Source organism: Falsiroseomonas sp. CW058, from assembly GCF_050563535.1.
In the GTDB taxonomy this organism is placed as follows: domain Bacteria; phylum Pseudomonadota; class Alphaproteobacteria; order Acetobacterales; family Acetobacteraceae; genus Falsiroseomonas.
Genome location: NZ_JBNXUO010000004.1, coordinates 22072 through 37505 on the forward strand (window position 1 = coordinate 22072; position 15434 = coordinate 37505).

Below are 15434 nucleotides of genomic sequence, written 5' to 3' on the forward strand. Positions count from 1 at the left end.
CCTCAGCCCCCCTCCTGCCAGGGATCGGCGAAGCGCAGCCCGGCGGCGCGGAAGGCGCAGCCCATCGCGATGGCCGCACCCATCGCGGCATAGGCGCCCGCGCCGGGCAGGCGCGCGACCAGGCAGGCCAGCGCCTCGCGCCGGGGGCCGCGCTGGGCAAGGGCGGCGACCAGCAGCAGCGCCGCCTCGTCGCCGGCGATGTTCGGGCAGAGCGGGCAGCCGAGCCGCAGGCCGGGCGCGGCGACCGCGCGCATCAGGGCATCGAGCGGCGCCGCGGCGGCCCCGGCCGATTCGGCGGCGAGCAGCCGGCGCAGTGCCGGTTCCGGCGGCACCCCCCGCCGTGCCTCGGCCGCCCAGAGCCGCGCGGCATCGACCAGCAGCCGCTCGGCCGCGGGCAGGGCATCGGTCTCGCAGGTGGTCCAGGGCCAGAGGGGCAGGCCGCGAGTCGCCATGGTCGTGCTCTCCCTGTAGGGCGGCCAGAGATATCGCAGATGCGACGCATTCGCAAATACGGCCATCCGCAATCTCTCACGCTTCCGTGATCCTGCGTGGCGTCCGGGCTCCGGTGGATGGTGCGCCGCATGGTGCCCGCCTACCGTCGCCGGCAAGATCGGGAGAAGGTTGGGACATGTCGGAAGTCCAGGGGCGAAGCGCCGCGGAGATCGCGCGGCGGAAGGCGGAGATCGTCGCCGCGCATGGGCCCTGGACCGCGCATGACATCCATCTCGGCCACGGCGTCTACACGACGGATTTCGACTGGCACGGCATCCATCCGCGGACCGCGAAGATCATCCGCGCCATCCATGACCTGGTCGGGCCGGACATGTCGCGCCACCGCGTGCTGGACCTCGGCTGCCTCGAAGGGCTGCTCGCGGTGGAGGCGGCGCTGTACGGCTGCCATTCCGTCGGCGTCGAGGTGCGCGACGACAGCCTGGCCAAGGCGAATTTCGCGAAGGAGATGCTGGGCCTCGACCGGCTGCGCTTCGTGAAGGGCGATGCCACGCGGCTCGACGAGCTGGACCTGCCGGAACTGCGCGACGGCGGCTTCGACGCCGTGCTGTGCTGCGGGCTGTTCTACCATTTCGACGCGCCGGACCTGCTGCCCTTCCTGCGCGCCATGCACCGCACGACCCGCCGCCTCCTCGTGCTCGACACGCATGTCGCCTTCGAGGCGACGGAACGCTTCTCCTCCGGCGGGCGGAGCTACGAGGGCTACTCCATCCGGGAGCACCCGGCGGACACGACGGAGGAGCGGCGCGCCAAGGCGCTCTGGGCGTCGCACATGAACGACCACTCCTTCATCCCGACGCTGCCGTCGCTGCTGAACATGCTGCACGATGCGGGCTTCGACACGGTGCTGGAATCGCATTTCCCGCGCCACGCGCATCTGACGCAGGACCGCGTGATCCTGTTCGCGCTGAAGACCGCGCCCTTCGCGGTCCGCAACTGGCCCGACCACCCGGAATGGCCGGACTTCCGCATCGACGAGCCGGACCCACGGCCGCGGCTGACGCAGTGGCCGGATTTCGGCCCGGTCGCGAACCGCCACACCCTCCTCGTCCCGCCGCCCCCCGCGCCGCCGCCGGAACCGCCCCCTGCGCCGCCGGCCGCGCCGGTGCCGCCGGAGGTCCCGGGCATCGCCGGGATGCAGGCCGCTCTCGCCCGGATCGAGGCGCGGCAGGCGCAGCAGGGTGAGGTGCTGTCCCTGCTCGACCGGGCGCTGCAGCGTGCGCTCGGCCTCTGGATGCGGCTGCCCGGGCGGCGCCGCTGACGGCGCGTCCTAGGCCAGGTGCAGCGCCCCGGTGCCGTCAAGGCGCAGCGGCGCCGTGCCGGGGCGGCTGGCGAAGACCTCCACCGGGTGGAACAGGTAGAGCCAGGGCGGGTTGGCGTTCAGCCGGTGCAGGCAGGCGGCATAGGCCGCCTCGCGCTCCGCATCCCCCGTCGCGCGGTTCGCCGCCTCGATCAGCGGCTCCAGCACCGGGTCGTCATGGCCCTGCCACCAGGGGCCCTGCACGGCGGAGGAGATCTTGTCGTTCAGCACGCGGAAGGTGCCATGCGGCGTGCTGTCGAAGATCGCCATGTCGCCGATCCGCTTGCGCCCGACCTCCCGCGCATATTCGGGGCGGTCCGGCTGCACCTCGATCCGCGTCGCGATGCCGATGCGCGCGAGGTCCTGCGCCACCGCCTCGCTGACCTCCCGCGCCTTCTCCGGCATGGTCAGGGGCGTGCGCAGGTGCAGGGGGCCGCCGATGCCGGCCGCGTCGAACAGCCGCCGCGCCAGGTCGGGGTCGTGCGGGATGGGGGCCGGCGGCGCGGCGCGCATGCCGAGATGCAGCGGGCTGACCACCGTGCTGGCCTCCACGCCCAGCCCGTGGAACAGGCGGTCGATGATGGCCCGGCGGTCCACCGCATGGTTCACGGCGCGCCGCGCCGCGGGGTGGGCGAAGGCGCCCTCGCGGCAGTTGAGGTAGAACATCACGGACAGCGTGTTGACCGAGCGTCCCCAGGCCAGCGGCGCCGCGAAATCCGGCCCGGCTTCCAGCCTTTCGAGGTTCATCGCCGCATCGGCGTAGCCTTCGCGCAGCGCGTCCAGCCGGGCCTCCGCACCGGCGATGGCGGCGAAGGTGATCCGGTCCGGCCCCGTGCCGCGCAGCCGTTCCAGCACCGCGGGGCCGCCCGGGGCGTGGGCCGCAACGCGATAGGGGCCGGTGCCCAGCACCGGCGCGCCGGCCGCATCCTCCCGTACCGCAAAGAATTCCGTGAGGATATCGGGAAGGTCGGCGAAGGGCGTCGGGTTCTCGACCATCAGGATGTCCGGCGCCGGCGCCGACAGCCGCGTTTGCGCGAAGTAGCGCGCATAGGCCCAGCGCATCCCGAAGCTGTCGACCGATTCGAGGATGCGCCCGATCGTGCCGAGCACATGGTCCGCCGTGCAGGGCACGCCGTCATGGAAGGCGGCGCCCGGGCGGATGCGGAAGCGCCAGCGCCGCCCGCCTTCCGATGCCTCCCACCCGGCCAGCAGGCCGGGCAGCACCGTGCCGTCGCGCCAGCGCAGCAGCGGCTCGAACACCAGGGCCTTCAGCGTCAGGACGGAGGTGTCGTCGGTGACGCGGTCGGGCGGCAGGAAGCGGCAGTTCTCCGCGGCGATCCGCAGGTGGTGCATGGCGGCTATTGCGGCTCGAAGCGGGACAGGATGGGTTCCCACTTGCGTTCCTCCGCCTGCATGAAGGCCAGGTGCTGCGCGGCGGAGGAGGGGGTGATGTCGATCGCCAGGCGCTCGAACTCCGCGCGGTTCTGCGCGCTGGCGAAGACGGCGTCGAAGGCCTGGCGGATGCGCGCGATGGCGGCGGGCGGCGTGCCTTTCGGCGTGAACAAGCCCATCCAGCTCAGCACCGAATAGCCGGGCACGCCGGCTTCCGCGACCGTCGGCAGTTCCGGCAGGCTCGGCGCGCGCGTGTCGCCGGTGACGGCGAGGCCGCGCCAGTGGCCGGCGCGGATCGGCTCGACCGAGGTCGCGATGGTGTTGAACATCACCTGCACCGCGCCGTTGGTCAGGTCCGTCCGCGCCAGCGCGTCGCCGCGATAGGGGACGTGCACCATCTCCGTCCCCGTCATGCGCATGAACAGCTCGCCCGACAGGTGGATCGACCCGCCCGCGCCGGCCGAGGCGAAGTTGAGCCGGCCGGGATTGGCGCGCAGATGCGCGATGAATTCCGGCACGCTGCGCACGGGCAGCGAGGGATGCACGACCAGCACGTTGGGCGAGGCGAACATGAGGCCGAGCGGCTCGAAGTCCCGTTCCCAGCGGAAGGGCGTGTCGCGGATCAGGTAGCGGGTGTTGATGATGTTGGGCCCGGTCGCGAGCAGCGTGTAGCCATCGGCCGGAGACCGCGCGGCGGCGTCCACGCCGATGTTGCCGCCCGCGCCGGCCCGGTTGTCCACGACGACCCGTTGCGGCAGTTCGCGCGACAGCGCATCGGCGAAGGCGCGGGCCTGCGTGTCCGTGCCGCCGCCCGGCGGGAAGGGCACGACCAGGCGGATGGGCCGTTCGGGAAAGGCCGCGGTCTGCGCGAGGGCGGGCAGCGGCAGCAGCGCCGCGGCGGCAAGCAGGCTTCGGCGGGTCGGGCGCGGATGCATCGTCGTCTCCCTGTCGTTGCGGGGAGTTTCGGGCAGCCTCCGCCGCCGCGCAACGGCTTTCACCCCGGCGCTTCGCGGCGCAGCCCCTCCCGCAGTTCGCGGCGCAGCACCTTGCCCATGGAGTTGCGCGGCAATGCCGGCACGAAGCGCAGGTCCTTCGGCACCTTGTAGCGCGAGAGGCGCTGGCGGCAGAGCTCAAGCAGCTCCTCGGCGGTGGCGTTCATCCCCGGGCGCAGAACGACGAAGGCCGTCACCGCCTCGCCCCAGTAGGGATGCGGCGCGCCGGTGACGCCGCATTCGGCCACCGCGGAATGGGCCGCCAGCACCTCCTCGACCTCGCGCGGGTAGACGTTCTCCCCGCCGGTGATGACCATGTCGTTCTTGCGGTCCACCAGGTAGACGTAGCCCTCCTCATCGCGCCGGGCGAGGTCGCCGGTGACGAACCACTCGCCGCGCGAGGCCCTGGCAGTGGCCTCGGGCAGGTTGAGGTAGCCGGAGAACATGTAGGGCGAGAGGACGGCGAGCTCCCCTACTTCCTCCGGCCCCAGCTCCCGCCCATCCTCGCCCAGCACCGCGAGCTGGGTCGCGGGATAGGGCAGGCCGACGCAGGCGATCTTGCGCAGCTGGTCGGCGGGGCGGAGCGAGGTGGCGATCGAGGTCTCGGTCGTGCCGTAGCGTTCGTAGAGCCGGCCCTCGCCGAAATAGCCGACGATGCGTTCCTTCAGCGCCTGGGCCAGCGGCGCGGTGCCGCTGATGGCCGCCTTCATGTGGCGCACGTCCCATTGCGCGCGCTTCGATTCGGGCAGCGCGAACAGGGCGTTGAAATGGGTGGGCACGATGTAGGCGCTGGTCGCGCCCGTCTCGGTGATGCGGCCCATCAGCGATTCCACGTCGAAGCGGGGCAGCAATTCGCAGAAGCCGCCGAAGAAGACGGGCGTCAGCGCCATGAGGAACCCCGCGCCATGGAACATCGGCGTGGTCGCCACCGCCCGGTCCTCGGCGGAATAGCAGCCATGTTCCGACGCCATCGCGAAGGCCGACAGCACGCGCCCGCGGTGGGACAGCTGCACGCCCTTGGGCCGGCCGGTGGCGCCGCTGGTGTAGGGGACGGAGAAGATGTCGCGCTCCGTCACCTCCACCTCGCAGGGCGCCTCCGCCGCGCGGTCCAGCAGCGCCTCGTAGTCGCGGCCGATGACGACGAAGCGTTCCACCGTGGGCGGCGCTGCCGCGCGGGCGGCCTCCTCCAGCGCGGCGGAGACGAAGATGGCGCGCGCGCCGCTGTCCTCGCAGATGAAGCGGATCTCGGGCGCGGAGGCGGTGGGCCCGATGGTGGCGGCGGCGACCCCGGCTTCCGCCATGCCGCAGACGATCTCGAGGTATTCGAGGCAGTTGGCGGACAGCACCGCGCAGCGTTCGCCGTGCCGCAGCCCGAGCCCGGCATGGACCAGGTTCGCCACGCGGGAGATGCGGCGCGCAAGCTGCGCGTAGGTCAGCGCGCGGCCGCTCTCCCGCAGCGCCGTCTTTCCCGGCGTGCGTCCCGCGGCGGCGCGGATGCCGTCCGAGATGAGGATGGAGCGGGCGGCGCCGCGACGTGCGAATTCGGGCATGCGTTCCCATCGGCGGCTGGGGTCGGGGATGACCCACGATCATGGCGCGGCGCCGCAGGAGTCAACACACCCGGCGTTGACGCGACGGAGCGCCCCTGTCTACCCTCGGGTAAGACGCGGGCGGCGCCGCCGGGCGCCGCGGAACGCCGGGGAGCCTCCATGACACGCACCGTCCGACGCCTCGTCCTCGCCCTCGCCGCCAGCCTGGTTGCCGGCGTCGCGCCGGGCCTCGCCTCCGCGCAGGAGCGGACGATGGTCATGGCGATGACCACGACCCCGCGCGGCTTCGACCCGGACATCTGGGTGCCCGGCCAGATCGAGGCGTCGGTGAACGTCTATGAGGGGCTGACGCGCTACGCGACCCGCCGCGGCGAGGGCGGGCGGGTGGAGATCGACCCCGGCCGGGTGGAGCCGCATTTCGCGGAAAGCTGGACCGTCTCGCCCGACGGCAAGGAGTACGTCTTCCGCATCCGCCAGGGCGTCCGCAGCCTCTTCGGCAACGAGCTGACGGCCGAGGACGTGGTCTGGACCTTCCGCAAGTCCGAGAGCCAGCGCCGCACCGGCCTGTTCATGCGCAACGTCGCGCTGATCGAGGGAGTGGAGGCGGTCTCCCGCCACGAGGTCCGCTTCCGCCTGCGCGAGGCGAACCGCATCTTCCTCGGCCTGCTGACGCTGCACCTGCCCGCGCTGTTCGACAGCACCGAGGCGCGGAGGCATGCGACGGCGGAGGACCCCTTCGCGGCACGCTGGCTAGCGGCGAACACGGCCGGCTTCGGGCCGTACCACGTCCAGTCCGTGCAGGCGGGGCAGCAGGCGGTCTTCGTCGCCAATCCCAACTACGTCTTCGAACGCCCCTTCCACACGCGCATCATCTGGCGCGAGGTGCCGTCGCCCGCCACGCGGGTCGCGCTGGTGCGGACGGGGCAGGTGCAATACGCCGAACAGCTGCCGCTCCAGCAGATCGCCGACCTCCGCCGCGACCGCAACGTGCGGGTCGAGAGCGTGGCCGCGCCCGGCAGCGCGACGGTGCGGATGAACCCCCGCATCGCCCCCTTCGACGATGTCCGCGTCCGCCAGGCCGTCGCCTATGCCACCGACTACCGCGCGATCGGGGAAGCGGTGTTCCTCGGCCTAGGCACCCGCAGCCGGTCCATGCTGAACCCGCCCATCCCCGGCGCGATCGACGCCTATGCCTACGAGACGGACTACGACCGCGCGAAGGCGCTGCTGGCGGAAGCGGGGCACCCGAGCGGGCTCGACGTCACGCTGGAATACAGCACCAACTGGTGGTGGGAGGAGCCGCTGGCCCTGCAGATGCAGGCGAGCCTGGCGCGCGCCGGCATCCGCGTGACGCCCCGTCGCATCCCGGCGACCGAGATGACGGCGCGGCGCGCCATCAATGTCTGGTCGCTGCCCTTCCTGACGCACCTCACCTCCTCCTTCGTGCCGGACCCGTCCTACAACATGTTCCTCACCGCCCATTCGCGCGGCGGGTCGAACGTGAACGGCAACGCCAACGAGGAGCTGGACCGGCTGATCGACGGGTCCGTCGTGGAACGCGACGACGCGCGCTGGCTGGAGATGGTGGCCCAGGCGCAGCGCGTGCAGGCCGAGAGCGCGACCTTCGTCGAGACCTTCCTGCCCGGCACGCACGAGGTCTTCGCGGCCTGCATGGAAGGCTTCATGTGGCGCCCGCACAACCGGCTGGTCTGGAAGGACCTTGCCTGCCGCCGGTGACCGTCCTCCGCTTCCTCCTGCGGCGCCTGGTGGTGGCGCTGCCCGTGGTGCTCGGCATCCTGTTCGTCACCTTCATGCTGGTGCGCGTCGGCGACCAGGACCCGGTGGCGATGCTGGCGGGGCCGATGGCGGATGCGGCGATGCTGGCGCGCGTGCGGGCGGAGCTGCTGCTGGACCAGCCGCTGCTGGCGCAGTTCTGGGCCTATCTCGGCCGGCTGGTGCAGGGCGACCTCGGACGGTCCTGGCAGGGCAACGCGCCGGTCGCGCATGAGATCGCGCAGCTGTTCCCGGCCACGCTCGAACTCGTCGGGCTGTCGGTCGGGCTCGGCGCGCTGGTCGGCGTGCCGCTCGGCCTGCACGCCGCGCAGCGGCCGAACGGATGGTTCGACCAGGCCAGCCGCTTCGGGTCGCTGTTCGGCTTCTCCATCCCGACCTACTGGCTGGGGCTGATGGCGATCTTCGTCTTCTTCTACCTGCTGGGCTGGGCCCCGGCGCCGATGGGGCGGATCTCGATGATGGTCGCGGCGCCGCCGGTGGTGACCGGGTCGGTGCTGGTCGACAGCCTGATCGCCGGGGAATGGGAGGCCGCGCGGTCGGCCGCGGCGCAGCTGGTGCTGCCGGTCGGCTGCTTCACCATCGTGGCCACCGCGCCGATCGTGAAGCACACGCGCGCCATCGCGATCGAGGTGATGGGCGCGGACTACATCCGCTACGCCCGCGCCTGCGGCTTCCCGCCGCGCGTGGTGCGGCGGATCGCGCTGCGGGCGGCGCTGGTGCCGGTCATCACCTTCGTGGGGTCGGAATTCACCTCGCTGCTCGCGGCGGCCAGCCTGATCGAATTCGTCTTCTCCTGGGGCGGGCTCGGCCATTGGGGGCTGAACGCCATCCTGCTCGGCGATTTCGCGGCGGTGCAGGGCTATGTGCTGGTGCTGGCGCTCGCGTCCGTCGTGGTGTTCCTGGTGGTGGACCTGGTGGTGCTGCTGCTGGAACCGCGGGCGGGGCTGCGCTGATGGCGGCAGGCGTCATCGGCGTTGCGCGGCGCAGCCCGACCTTCGCGGTGGGCTTCGCCATCGTGCTGGCCTTCGGGGTGCTGGCGGTCCTTGCGGATGTCATCGCGCCGCTGCCGCCGACGCAGAGCTTCCCGTTCGAGACGCTGCGCCCGCCGGGGCCGCGCTTCCTGCTGGGCAGCGACGGCAACGGGATGGACGTGCTGTCCCGCGTCATCCACGGGGCGCGCTACGCCTTCGGCATCGCGCTGCCGGCCGGGGCGATCATGGCGGCCATCGGCATACCGCTCGGCCTTGTCGCCGGCTACCGCGGCGGCGTGCTGGACGAGGTGCTGCTGCGCGTGCTGGACGTGCTGCGCGCCTTCCCCACCATCATCCTTGCGCTTGCGGTGGTGGCGGCGACGGGGCAGGGATTCCTGAACGTCATCCTGGTGATCGGCTTCCTGGACAGCCCGATTTTCGCCCGCATCGTCCGTGCCGAGGTGCTGGCGCTGCGGGGCGCCACCTTCGTCCGCGCGGCGGTGGCGGCGGGCAACCCGGAATGGCGGGTGATGCTGGTCCACATCCTGCCCAACGCCATCCTCGGCGCGACGGCGCAGTTGCCGCTGCGGATGGCCTGGGCGGTCCGCATCTCCGCCACCCTCGCCTTCATCGGCATCGGCGTGCAGGCGCCCGCGCCGGAATGGGGCGCGATGATCCGGCAGGGGGCGGAATTCGTCATCTCCGGCGAGTGGTGGGTGGCGCTGTTCCCGGGCCTCGCGCTGATCGCCATGGTGCTGGGGCTGAACCTGGCGGGCGACGGGCTGTCGGACCTGCTGGACCCGAAGCGCCGGGCGACGGGCAAGTGAGCCTGCTGGAGGTCGACGACCTGCATGTGGAGTTCGCGGCGCGCGGGCTCGACAACCGCCTGCGCGTCGCGCAGGCGCTGAACGGCGTGTCCTTCCGCGTGGAAGCGGGCGAGATCATGGGCCTGGTGGGGGAGACGGGGGCGGGCAAGTCGCTCACCGCGCTGGCCGCCATGGGCCTGCTGCGCGCGCCCGCGCGCATCCCGAAGGGCCGCATCCGCTTCGAGGGCCGCGACCTGCTCGGCGACCCGCGGGCGCTGGCGGGCCTGCGCGGGCGGCGGATGACGATGATCGTGCAGTCACCGCTCACCTCGCTCGACCCGCTGAAGCGGGTGGGGGACCAGCTGGTGCGGATGCAGCGCGTCCACCAGCCGCGGCTGTCCCGCGCCGAGGCGCGGCGGCGGGCGGAGGCGGTGCTGGCCGCGGTCCGCATCCCGGACCCCGCGCGGCGGATGCAGGCCTGGCCGCATGAGCTGTCGGGCGGCATGGCGCAGCGCGTGCTGATCGCCATGGCGCTGGTCAACGACCCCGCCCTGGTGATCGCGGACGAACCGACCACCGGGCTCGACGTGACGGTGCAGGCGCAGGTGCTGGACACGCTGCGCGACCTGGTGCGGGACCGGAAGCTCGGCGCGCTGGTCATCACGCATGACCTCGGCGTGGTCGCGCAATACTGCGCGCGCGTGGCGGTGATGTTCGCCGGCCGGATCGTGGAGGACGGGCCGGTGGCCGAGGTGCTCGGCCGGCCCGCCCATCCCTACACCCAGGCGCTGGTGGCGAGCCTGCCGGGGCGGATCGCGAAGCTGGGCTACACGACGACGGGCGGGACCCCGCCCGACCTCTACGACCTTCCGGCCGGCTGCCTCTACCGCGACCGCTGCCCGCACGCGCAGCCTGCCTGCCTGACCCCGCCGCCGCGCAACCCCGTCTCCGCCACGCATGGCGCCGCCTGCCACTTCGCCGGTGCGCCGCGATGACCGTGCTGGAAGTCCGCAACCTCGTCCATCGCTTCGGGGCCTCGCGCGGCACCGTCCATGCGGTCAACGACGTGTCCTTCCGCATCGCGGCGGGCGAGACGCTGGGCCTGGTGGGCGAATCCGGGTCCGGCAAGTCCACCATCGGCCTGCTGGTCACGCGGCTGCTGGCGCCGTCCGGCGGTGAGATCACCTTCGAGGGACACGACATCACGCGCCTGTCGCCCGCGGCCATGCGGCCGCTGCGGGCGCGCCTGCAGATCGTCTTCCAGGATCCCTGGGGTGCGCTGAACCCGCGCATGACCATCGGGCGCCTGCTGGCGGAGCCGCTGCTGCTGCACCTGCCCGGCATGGACGCGGGCGCGCGCGCGGCGGAGACGCGGCGGCTGGCCGACCGCGTGCGGCTGCCCGCGGCCTCGCTCTCCCGCTATCCGCACGAACTTTCGGGCGGGCAGTTGCAGCGCGTATGCATCGCGCGCGCGGTGGCGACGCAGCCGCGGCTGATCGTGCTGGACGAGCCGACCTCCTCGCTCGACCTCTCGGTGCGCGCCGGCATCCTGCAACTGCTCCAGGATCTCCAGCGGGAGACGGGGGCGGCGATGCTGTTCATCAGCCACGACCTGGAGACGGTGCGGCTGGTGTCCCACCGGGTGGCCGTCCTGTATCTCGGCCGCGTCGCGGAGGAGGCGCCGGCCGAGGCGCTGTTCGCCGCCCCGGCGCATCCCTACACGCAGGTGCTGCTGTCCGCGCACCTGCCCGCCGACCCGTCGGAGCGCATGGCGCGGCACGAGGTGACTGGGGAGATCCCCTCGCCCCTGCACCTGCCGCCCGGCTGCTTCTTCGCCGGGCGATGCCCCGCCGCGATCCCCGCCTGCGATGCGGCATCCCCCCCGCTGCTGCCGGTCCGCACCCATCACCACGCCGCCTGCATCCGCATCGTGGATGGCGGCAACATCCTGCCCGAGCCTGCCGAGGAACCCCGATGACACGCTTCGACCCCGCCGCCGCCCGCACCGGCTACGGCGCCATCGACATCGTGGTGAACGTCTTCACGCCCGAGGCCTTCGCCGAAGGGCGCATCCCCACCGACAGCCGGTTCCGCGAACAGGTCCGCACGAAGCAGGAGGACCGCCGCGGCGTCGCCATCGAGGACTACCTGCGCAAGATGGACCGCGCGGGGATCGAACGGTCCTTCCTCATCGCCGTGCGCTGCGGCGACCTGCGGGTGAAGGGCTCGGTCGAGATACCCTATGAATGGGTGCGCGACATCTGCGCGAAGTATCCGGACCGCTTCTCCGGCCTCGCCGGGATCGACCCGACGCGCGGCATCCGGCAGCTGAAGGAACTGGACGTCGCCATCAAGGAATACGGCTTCGTCGGCGCGCATCTCTACCCGCACTGGTTCGGGGAGGCGCCGGATGCGGCGATCTACTACCCCGCCTATGCGCGCTGCGCGGAACTCGGCGTGCCCATCATGATGCAGGTGGGGCACTGCCTCGTGTACCAGCAGGACCGGCGGCTGCCGACCGTGGGGCGGCCGATGACGCTGGACAGGGTGGCGATCCATTTCCCGGAACTGACCCTCATCGGCATCCATCTGGGCTATCCCTGGACGGATGAGATGATCAGCGTCTGCACCAAGCATCCGAACGTCTACATGGCGGGCGACGCCTATGCGCCGAAGCACTGGCCGCCCCAGGCGGTGCACTACGCCAACACCTACGGGCAGGACAAATTCCTGTTCGGCACGGACTGGGCGGTGATCGACCCCGAACGCGCGATGGAGGAGATGCATGGGCTGAACTTCCGCCCGGAACCGCTGAAGAAGGTGCTGCGCAACAACGCCATCCGCATCTTCAACCTCAAGGACGCGCCGGCGTGACGGACCTCGCCGCGCGGCTCGGCGCGCTGCTGGGTGCGGCGCATGTCGGCACGGACGCGGCCGCCCGCGCGCTCGCGACCGCCGACATCTTCCCCGACCCGCGCGCCGTGCCGGCCGAGATCGTGATCCGCCCCGGCAGCACGGAGGAAGCGGCGGCCGCGCTGCGGCTGGTGGCGGAAGCCGGGCGCGCGGTGGTGCCGCGCGGCGCGGGGCTGTCCTACACCGGCGGCGTGGTCGCGCGGGTGCCGGCGGTGGTGGTGGACACCTCGCGTCTCGACGCCATCCGCATCGATGCCGCGAACCTGACGGCGGTGGTGGGCGCGGGCGCAAGCTGGCAGTCGGTGGCCGATGCGCTGGCCGCGCAGGGGCTGCGCAGCGCCCAGCCCTCGCCCATCTCGGGCGCGGTCACCACGGTGGGCGCGACGGCGGCGCAGCACCTGCCGGGCAGCATGGAGGGCATCCTCGGCCTCGCCGTCGTGCTGGCGGATGGCGAGGTGGTGCGGACCGGCGCGCTGTCGCTGCGGGACGGCCCGCCCTTCTGGCGCTACATGGGGCCGGACCTGACGGGCATCTTCCTCGGCGATTGCGGCGCCTTCGGGGTGAAGACGGAGGTGGCGATCCGCCTGGTGGCCGAACGCCCGGCCGCCTTCGCCTCCTTCGCCTTCGAGACGGCGGATGCGGCGCTGGCGGTGCTGACCGATGTGGTGCGCCGCGGCCTGGTGGTGCGCGCGCTCGGGATGGACCCCGTGCGCGGCAAGGGCGCGGCGAAGGTCGAGGCGGGGGAGGCGCTGCGCACCGCCGGTGCGGTCGCGGCCCGTGCGGGTGGCGTGCTGCGCGCGGTGCGGGACGTGGCGAACCTCGCGCGCGGCGCGGCGCAGCTCGCGGAGCCGGCCTGGTCGCTGCACCTCACCTCGGACGGTGCCACGGAGGCCGGGGCGGAAGCGGCCATCGCCGCCGCGCGCGCCCTGGCGCTGGCGCAGGGCGGGCGGGAGATCGCGCCCACCGTCCCGCAGGCGCTGCGCGCGCGCCCCTATTCGATCCGCGGCATGGTCGGGCCGGAAGGGGAACGCTGGGTGCCGGTGCATGGCGTCTTCCCGCTCGGCGCCGCGCGCGAGGGGATGCATGCGTTGCAGGCCTGCCTGGAGGCGCGGCGGGCGGGGCTGGAGGCAGCGGGCGTCTCGGTCAGCTTCCTGCTCTCCTCGCTGGCGGCCTATTGCACGATCGAGCCGATGTTCTACTGGCGCGACGCGCTGGACCCGCTGCACCTGAAGCACCTGTCGGAGAAGAACCGCGCACGCTTCGGCGCCTTCCCGCCCAACCCGGCGGCGCGCGAGGCGGTGGCGGAGGCGCGGGCGGCGCTGACCGCGGTGATGGACGCGCATGGCGCGGTGCATGCCCAGATCGGGCGCTACTACGCGCTCGCGGACCGGATGGAGCCGGGGGCGGCGGCGCTGCTCGCCCGCGTCAAGGCCATGCTCGACCCGGCCGGGCGGATGAATCCCGGCGCGCTGCATCTGGGGGAGGGCTGAGTGAGGGTCACGCGCCACTTCGTCACCGTCGCGGGGCGGCGGATGCACTACACCCGCGCGGGGGAGGGGCCGGCGGTCTGCCTGCTGCACGCCTCGCCCTGCTCGGCCAAGGTGCTGCGGCTGCCGCAGGAGGTGTTCGCGGGCCGCTTCACCGCGCTCGCCTTCGACACGCCGGGCTTCGGTCTTTCCGACCCCTGGCCGCATGACCGGCCGGAGATCGAGGATTTCGCGGACAACCTGGCGCTGACCCTGGATGCGCTCGGCGTGGAAGGGGCGGCGACCTATGGCCGGCACACCGGTGCCTCCATCGCAGTGGAATTCGCGCGGCGCCATGCGGCGCGCTGCGCGATGGCGCTGACCGACGGCTTCCCGGTCTTCTCGGCGGCGGTCGCGGAGGAGCGGCAGGCGCGCTACCTGCAACCCATCGTGCCGGAATGGGACGGCAGCCACCTGGTCTGGCTGTGGTTCCGCTACCGCGACCAGCATGTCTTCTGGCCCTGGCACAACCAGGACCAGGCTTTCCGCGCCGATGCCGATGCGCCGGATGTCGCCTTCAACCACCGCGGCGTGGTGGAACTTCTGGAAGCGGGCGATGGCTACCGCATCGGCTATGCCGCCGCCTTCCGCCACCGCGGGCTCGCGGTGCTGCCGGAGTTGACGGTGCCGGTCTGCTTCGGCAACCGCCCCGGCGACAGCCAGTTCCGGACCATGGCGCAATATCCGGCCGATGCCTGGCAGCAGGAGTTCCCGCGCGACCCGTGGGAGGCCGCGGCGGCGGAACGCGCGGTGCTGCTGCGCCATCCCGCGCGCGGCACCGTGCCCGCCGCGCCCCGCCCCGCGCCGCTGGCAGGGCGCAGCACGACCGACTTCGTGGAGGTCGGGGGGCGGCAGGTGCTGGTGCGGGGCATGGGTGACCTGCGCAGCGCAGCGCCGCTGGTCATCGTGCCGCATGTGCCGGGCTCCTCCGCGCCGTACGAGGGGCTGGTCCGCGCGGTCGGCGCGCATCATCCCGTCCTCGCCTTCGACCTGCCTGGCCATGGCGAGAGCGAGCCGCGCGGGGATGGCGCGCAGGGGCCGGATGCCTGGGCGGAGGCGCTCTGGTCGGTCTGCGACGCGCTCGGCATCGGGCAGGTCCATTTGCACGGCCACAATGCCGGCGCGGCGGCGGCGGTGGAGGCGGCGTGCCGGCGCCGCGGGCGGGTGCTGTCGCTGGCACTTGAAGGGCCGATCGCGCTCGATCCCGCGGCGCGGGCGGAGCTCGCGCCGCGCTGGGCGCCGGATGTCACGCCGGCCTGGGACGGGTCGCACCTGCTGCGGATGTGGCACCACCGGCGCGACATGGCGCTGTGGTTCCCCTGGTGGGACCGGCGGGACGCGCGGGCCCGCCGCGCGCCGCTGCGCATCGCGCCGGAAGCCCTGCAGGAGGTGGTGCGGGAGGTGGCGAAGCAGCCCGAGGGCTACGCGCCCGCCTGGACCGCCGCCATGGCCTATCCCCTGCCGGAGAGGCTCGCCACGCTCGCCCAGCCGCTGACGCTGTTCGCGACGCCGGAGGACCTGTTCGCCGAATTGCTGCCGAAGGCCGCCTCGGTGCGGGCGGATGCGGTGGTGGCGGAATGCGGCGGCGGCGATGCGGACCGGGCGGCGGTGATCCTGCGGGCGCTGGCGCGCTGAGCGCGGCCCGGGCCCTCCCCCGCGGCGGCGGGGGAGTGCGGGTGC

At 72.9% G+C, this 15434-nt stretch carries 13 protein-coding genes; 9 read left to right on the plus strand and 4 right to left on the minus strand.

Annotated elements, in window-relative coordinates; translation table 11 throughout:
• Positions 1 to 2: 2 nt before the first annotated feature.
• Positions 3 to 452: a hypothetical protein gene (locus ACK8OX_RS05005; RefSeq protein WP_430662833.1), complete on the minus strand. Its 450-nt coding sequence runs from the start codon at positions 450 to 452 to the stop codon at positions 3 to 5.
• Positions 453 to 628: 176 nt separating this feature from the next.
• On the opposite strand from ACK8OX_RS05005, the gene ACK8OX_RS05010 reads away from it, so the two are divergent.
• Positions 629 to 1771 carry a class I SAM-dependent methyltransferase gene (locus ACK8OX_RS05010; protein WP_430662834.1) on the plus strand — a complete coding sequence of 381 codons (1143 nt, stop codon included), beginning with the start codon at positions 629 to 631 and terminating at the stop codon, positions 1769 to 1771.
• A 9-nt stretch (positions 1772 to 1780) separates the two neighbouring features.
• Here the strand turns inward: ACK8OX_RS05010 and ACK8OX_RS05015 are convergent, their stop codons facing one another.
• The 3 genes from ACK8OX_RS05015 to ACK8OX_RS05025 are packed head-to-tail and all read right to left on the minus strand — an operon-like array spanning position 1781 to position 5744.
• Entirely contained in the window at positions 1781 to 3163 is a 1383-nt protein-coding gene (locus ACK8OX_RS05015) for an ABC transporter substrate-binding protein (RefSeq protein ID WP_430662835.1), read from the minus strand.
• A 5-nt stretch (positions 3164 to 3168) separates the two neighbouring features.
• Complete coding sequence (locus ACK8OX_RS05020) at positions 3169 to 4137, minus strand: Bug family tripartite tricarboxylate transporter substrate binding protein (protein WP_430662836.1); 969 nt, start codon at positions 4135 to 4137, stop codon at positions 3169 to 3171.
• 59 nt (positions 4138 to 4196) lie between these two features.
• On the minus strand, positions 4197 to 5744 hold the full coding sequence (locus tag ACK8OX_RS05025) for a class I adenylate-forming enzyme family protein (protein WP_430662837.1): 1548 nt from the start codon (positions 5742 to 5744) through the stop codon (positions 4197 to 4199).
• A gap of 159 nt (positions 5745 to 5903) precedes the next feature.
• Here ACK8OX_RS05025 and ACK8OX_RS05030 point away from each other — a divergent pair, with 159 nt between their 5' ends.
• From ACK8OX_RS05030 to ACK8OX_RS05065, 8 genes are read left to right on the plus strand one after another with little or no spacing between them, the layout of a single operon-like run.
• Positions 5904 to 7481, plus strand: a complete 1578-nt coding sequence (locus ACK8OX_RS05030) for an ABC transporter substrate-binding protein (RefSeq protein WP_430662838.1) — start codon at positions 5904 to 5906, stop codon at positions 7479 to 7481.
• On the plus strand, positions 7478 to 8491 hold the full coding sequence (locus ACK8OX_RS05035) for an ABC transporter permease (protein ID WP_430662839.1): 1014 nt from the start codon (positions 7478 to 7480) through the stop codon (positions 8489 to 8491). Before ACK8OX_RS05030 ends, ACK8OX_RS05035 begins: the two co-directional genes overlap by 4 nt.
• On the plus strand, positions 8491 to 9336 hold the full coding sequence (locus ACK8OX_RS05040; protein ID WP_430662840.1) for an ABC transporter permease: 846 nt from the start codon (positions 8491 to 8493) through the stop codon (positions 9334 to 9336). Before ACK8OX_RS05035 ends, ACK8OX_RS05040 begins: the two co-directional genes overlap by 1 nt.
• Positions 9333 to 10310, plus strand: coding sequence for an ABC transporter ATP-binding protein (locus ACK8OX_RS05045; protein WP_430662841.1), 978 nt, complete (start codon positions 9333 to 9335; stop codon positions 10308 to 10310). The genes ACK8OX_RS05040 and ACK8OX_RS05045 overlap by 4 nt, the downstream gene beginning before the upstream one ends.
• The gene (locus tag ACK8OX_RS05050; protein ID WP_430662842.1) at positions 10307 to 11293 is read left to right on the plus strand and encodes an oligopeptide/dipeptide ABC transporter ATP-binding protein; all 987 of its coding nucleotides are present in this window, start codon (positions 10307 to 10309) and stop codon (positions 11291 to 11293) included. Before ACK8OX_RS05045 ends, ACK8OX_RS05050 begins: the two co-directional genes overlap by 4 nt.
• A complete protein-coding gene (locus ACK8OX_RS05055; RefSeq protein ID WP_430662843.1) occupies positions 11290 to 12189 on the plus strand; it encodes an amidohydrolase family protein in 900 nt (299 codons plus the stop codon). The genes ACK8OX_RS05050 and ACK8OX_RS05055 overlap by 4 nt, the downstream gene beginning before the upstream one ends.
• Complete coding sequence (locus ACK8OX_RS05060) at positions 12186 to 13718, plus strand: FAD-binding oxidoreductase (RefSeq protein WP_430662844.1); 1533 nt, start codon at positions 12186 to 12188, stop codon at positions 13716 to 13718. The genes ACK8OX_RS05055 and ACK8OX_RS05060 overlap by 4 nt, the downstream gene beginning before the upstream one ends.
• Complete coding sequence (locus tag ACK8OX_RS05065) at positions 13719 to 15389, plus strand: alpha/beta fold hydrolase (RefSeq protein WP_430662845.1); 1671 nt, start codon at positions 13719 to 13721, stop codon at positions 15387 to 15389.
• The last annotated feature ends 45 nt before the right edge of the window (positions 15390 to 15434 follow it).